Source organism: Psychromonas aquimarina ATCC BAA-1526 (genome assembly GCF_000428725.1).
GTDB lineage: Bacteria > Pseudomonadota > Gammaproteobacteria > Enterobacterales > Psychromonadaceae > Psychromonas > Psychromonas aquimarina.
Genome location: NZ_AUAM01000105.1, coordinates 1 through 3,266, shown reverse-complemented (window position 1 = coordinate 3,266; position 3,266 = coordinate 1). Strand labels below are relative to the sequence as shown.

The 3,266-nt window shown below is 36.7% G+C and carries 4 protein-coding genes and 2 pseudogenes; all 6 read right to left on the bottom strand.

Going from position 1 to position 3,266, the window contains the following annotated elements; genetic code table 11:
• A pseudogene (locus G337_RS29620) lies at positions 1 to 146 on the bottom strand (transposase); the annotation flags it as partial.
• A gap of 232 nt (positions 147 to 378) precedes the next feature.
• The gene (locus G337_RS26750) at positions 379 to 729 is read right to left on the bottom strand and encodes a hypothetical protein (protein WP_157619393.1); all 351 of its coding nucleotides are present in this window, start codon (positions 727 to 729) and stop codon (positions 379 to 381) included.
• Between the two features lie 73 nt (positions 730 to 802).
• The gene (locus G337_RS0118870) at positions 803 to 1,225 is read right to left on the bottom strand and encodes a hypothetical protein (RefSeq protein WP_028865250.1); all 423 of its coding nucleotides are present in this window, start codon (positions 1,223 to 1,225) and stop codon (positions 803 to 805) included.
• A gap of 308 nt (positions 1,226 to 1,533) precedes the next feature.
• A pseudogene (locus tag G337_RS29310) lies at positions 1,534 to 1,963 on the bottom strand (hypothetical protein); the annotation flags it as partial.
• A 251-nt stretch (positions 1,964 to 2,214) separates the two neighbouring features.
• Positions 2,215 to 2,778: a recombinase family protein gene (locus tag G337_RS0118860; protein WP_028865248.1), complete on the bottom strand. Its 564-nt coding sequence runs from the start codon at positions 2,776 to 2,778 to the stop codon at positions 2,215 to 2,217.
• A gap of 295 nt (positions 2,779 to 3,073) precedes the next feature.
• Positions 3,074 to 3,266 (bottom strand): hypothetical protein (locus G337_RS28955; protein ID WP_037028099.1); only part of this gene is annotated, 193 nt, incomplete at its 5' end.

Sequence of the window (3,266 nt, the reverse complement as noted above, 5' to 3'; positions counted from 1 at the left end):
CCCAGAACCATTATAAGTAGTGATATATGACTTCGATGAAAAAGAGTACCCGCCGTTAAAGAGATTTGTTTATGGCAGTCGAGGCATTCATACAAATGTCGCGTTTGTAATTCACAATGGTGCTCATTTCCACAGCAGGGACAAACAAAGCCATTGGGCTATCTCATTTGCTGTAAGTAGTTAATACAATCAGATTCATTACTAAACTGCTACAGCCAACCCAAAAGCTTACTTCTGGCATATTCATCGCAATTCTCACTTATACGGTCTGTAATAACATAAAGTTTAGAACAATTTGAGCTAAGTCCAGAAGCATGTTAAATTATTATCCAATTTTGGGCACCAGGCACCAGGCACCAGGCACCACATAGAAATACATTAAACCTTCATACTGTTTATCAAGATAGCGGATCGCTTTACCAAGCCCACAGTTTTCCTTGGGGATAATCTGTTTTCGAGGTAATTTTCTATTAATTCCAAAGTAGCGACATCAGCTAATTCTAATGCGTTAAAGACAAACCAACAATGGGGATCATGCTCATACCAACGCAGGCGATAAGAGTCGAAACGAAAGTCAAAAGCTTTTTCTGTAGCAAGTAGGCTTGGTTGCACTTGTTTCAACAAATCTATTATATTGTTTAAAATTGGTTCCCTAGCTTCTGGAGTCATTTCTTTAAACTCGTCCAATCTTTTCCCCAACTTAGGCCATTTGTCATACCATCTACTCATTAGAACCTACTTATCTATTTAGATTGTCAGGTTGTACAGTAAATAATTTTAAAACCCGCCTTGTCTCAATTTTTTATTGATCAAACAATTCACGGTGCGTTTCCAGCGCTTCAATTAAATGGTCATAGAGCGACCTATTTATGCTTTCATCATAAACAGCCTCTACATAATCTTTAAATATTTTTCTTATCTCATTTTCTTTACAATCTAAATGTTCAAAATAAGAACGATTGTGTTCAATGGAATCTGAAATATCTTTTAACACACTAGCAATACCTTGGTTGTGCGGATTAACAACTTTTTCACCAACCAACATTGCTAAATCTGACGTTAATTGAGCAACTCGTACCAAAGGTTTAAATTGCAATGACAGGTAATTGTTTGTTGATGTATTTATATCAAATTCATACAGTGCTATCATTTTACACCTCTGTCCGTAAGATTTATAATCTACCTCGCTGTTTAATAGCCCAATGAAAAATGTCATTTCATTCATGCATTCAGCCATCAAAGACATATCGAGTTTTTACGGAGTACCTGCGTACACACTAATTATTTTTCACTAACGTCACTATAACCATAGTTAAAACATGGTTATAGTAAAGCGTACAATGACATTAATTGATTGTTTTATGATAAAACTGTGATCGCGCGCAAGGTGGAAGATCTATATATTGAAATAATTCACTTATGATTTATCAACGATTGGATGATTGAGATGGTCACTCTTCAAAGAGAGCATGGAAAGCGAGTATAGGAATCTTAGATCTAACTTTGAACCATATCGGGGAATGGGCAAAAATAATCAATGTGCTTATGAATATCACGATAACTCATACCCATACTGAACATGGAAAGTATTTTTTCATCAATTTCATCTAAGAGTGTGGTTTGATTTTTTTAACCAGTTGAGATTCAAAACTACCGCTACGATATCTTAGGGTATTAAGCCCAAAGCTCCCTGCATATTCCGGCCTAACGTGAAATACAGCGGGAATCAGTGTTCACCTTCACCGGAATACGCACTCCCGACAGCTGACTTTACGGTTTTAGTGCTAGAGCCATTTTTTCAATTAGGCTGCTGGTCGTTATCCAGGCGTTGTTCGATCTCTACTTGAAGTGCCGCTTCGGTTAACTGCTTGATAAGAGATGTCAATACACCGCCTTGACCATTAAGTTTTTTACCTGCCTGTAGATCTTTAGCTGCATCATTAAAGTTAAATGTATTTGTCATGTGTCATTACTGTTTTAATATATTTTACTGAAATAACACATATTTTTGAACACTACCTTTGAAGCGGTCAAGACCAGTACTTCATGACCGGATTGTTATTTCGATAATAATTAGGTCAATATTGGTAATATGTAATGGCCTGTGGCCTGTGATATTCTGAATCGTATTTCCTTAGAGTAATCTTTCGAACCATTGGACTTCAAATCCCTTTTAGGGGGGCATCCCCGCGAAATTGGCATTAGCATAAATTGTTAAGTTTTGTTTTGTTTTTCTTCATCAAGTATCTTATAAACAGTAGAACGACCTATGCCTAATTCATTAGCAATGCCCGTAGCTCCAATTCCGTCATTATGAAGCTGAAGTAGCTTCGATCTATCAATGGAACGTTTACGGCCAAATTTTACTCCTTTTTCCATGGCATCTAAACGACCTTCATTTGTTCGTTCTAATATACGCTCGCGTTCTGCATCTGCAACAGCACTTAATATAGTAACGACCATTTTTCCCATAGTTCCTTCAGTGCTAAGTCCTTCTTTAATAAAACGGATTGCAATACCAGATTTATCAAATTCTTTAATTAGTTTGATCATATCGGCAGTATCACTACCTAAACGATCTAATCGCGTAATTAAAACAAGATCACCTTCTTCTACTTTAACTCGTAAAAGGTTCAAACCCTCTCTGTCCATATTAGATCTGCTACCAACGTCAGAAAATATTCTAGAAGGTTTAACACCTTCAGCTTCAAGAGCTTGTTTTTGGAGTTTTAGTGATTGTTGGCTAGTTGATACTCGTGCGTATCCAAATTTTCTCATATATGTCTACTAAATCGAAAAGTATAATTATTGTCTATTTAGTTAATATAAACGATTTAGTAGATAGTTGATACAGAGTATATTAAGCTGTCCACTATGTTATGAATTATCGGACGGAAAAACCTTAGCGTACGAAACCGTACCGTTGCTACCAAATGGTGATCTAAGAGAGTATGGAATATTAGATCTAACTTTGAACCATATCGGGGGATGGGCAAAAACAACCGTTAAGTTAAGGTTAAATTGGAATTGGGCTAGCTTAGCTTCAGTCTCCAATCAGGAGACTTGAACTTGTCTAATCATCTTCAAGAAAATCCGCATATGTCTCAAAGCCTTCAACTATCGTTAGTGGTGTCAGACCTTCTTTTTCCCTTAGCACATTTTCCGACACTCTGATATTTTCAACTTCCGACCATGCATACTCTCTTGGCAACATTTCACGATACATATCTAATTTATCCAGTTGTTCTGCAGTGTCATTTCCCTCA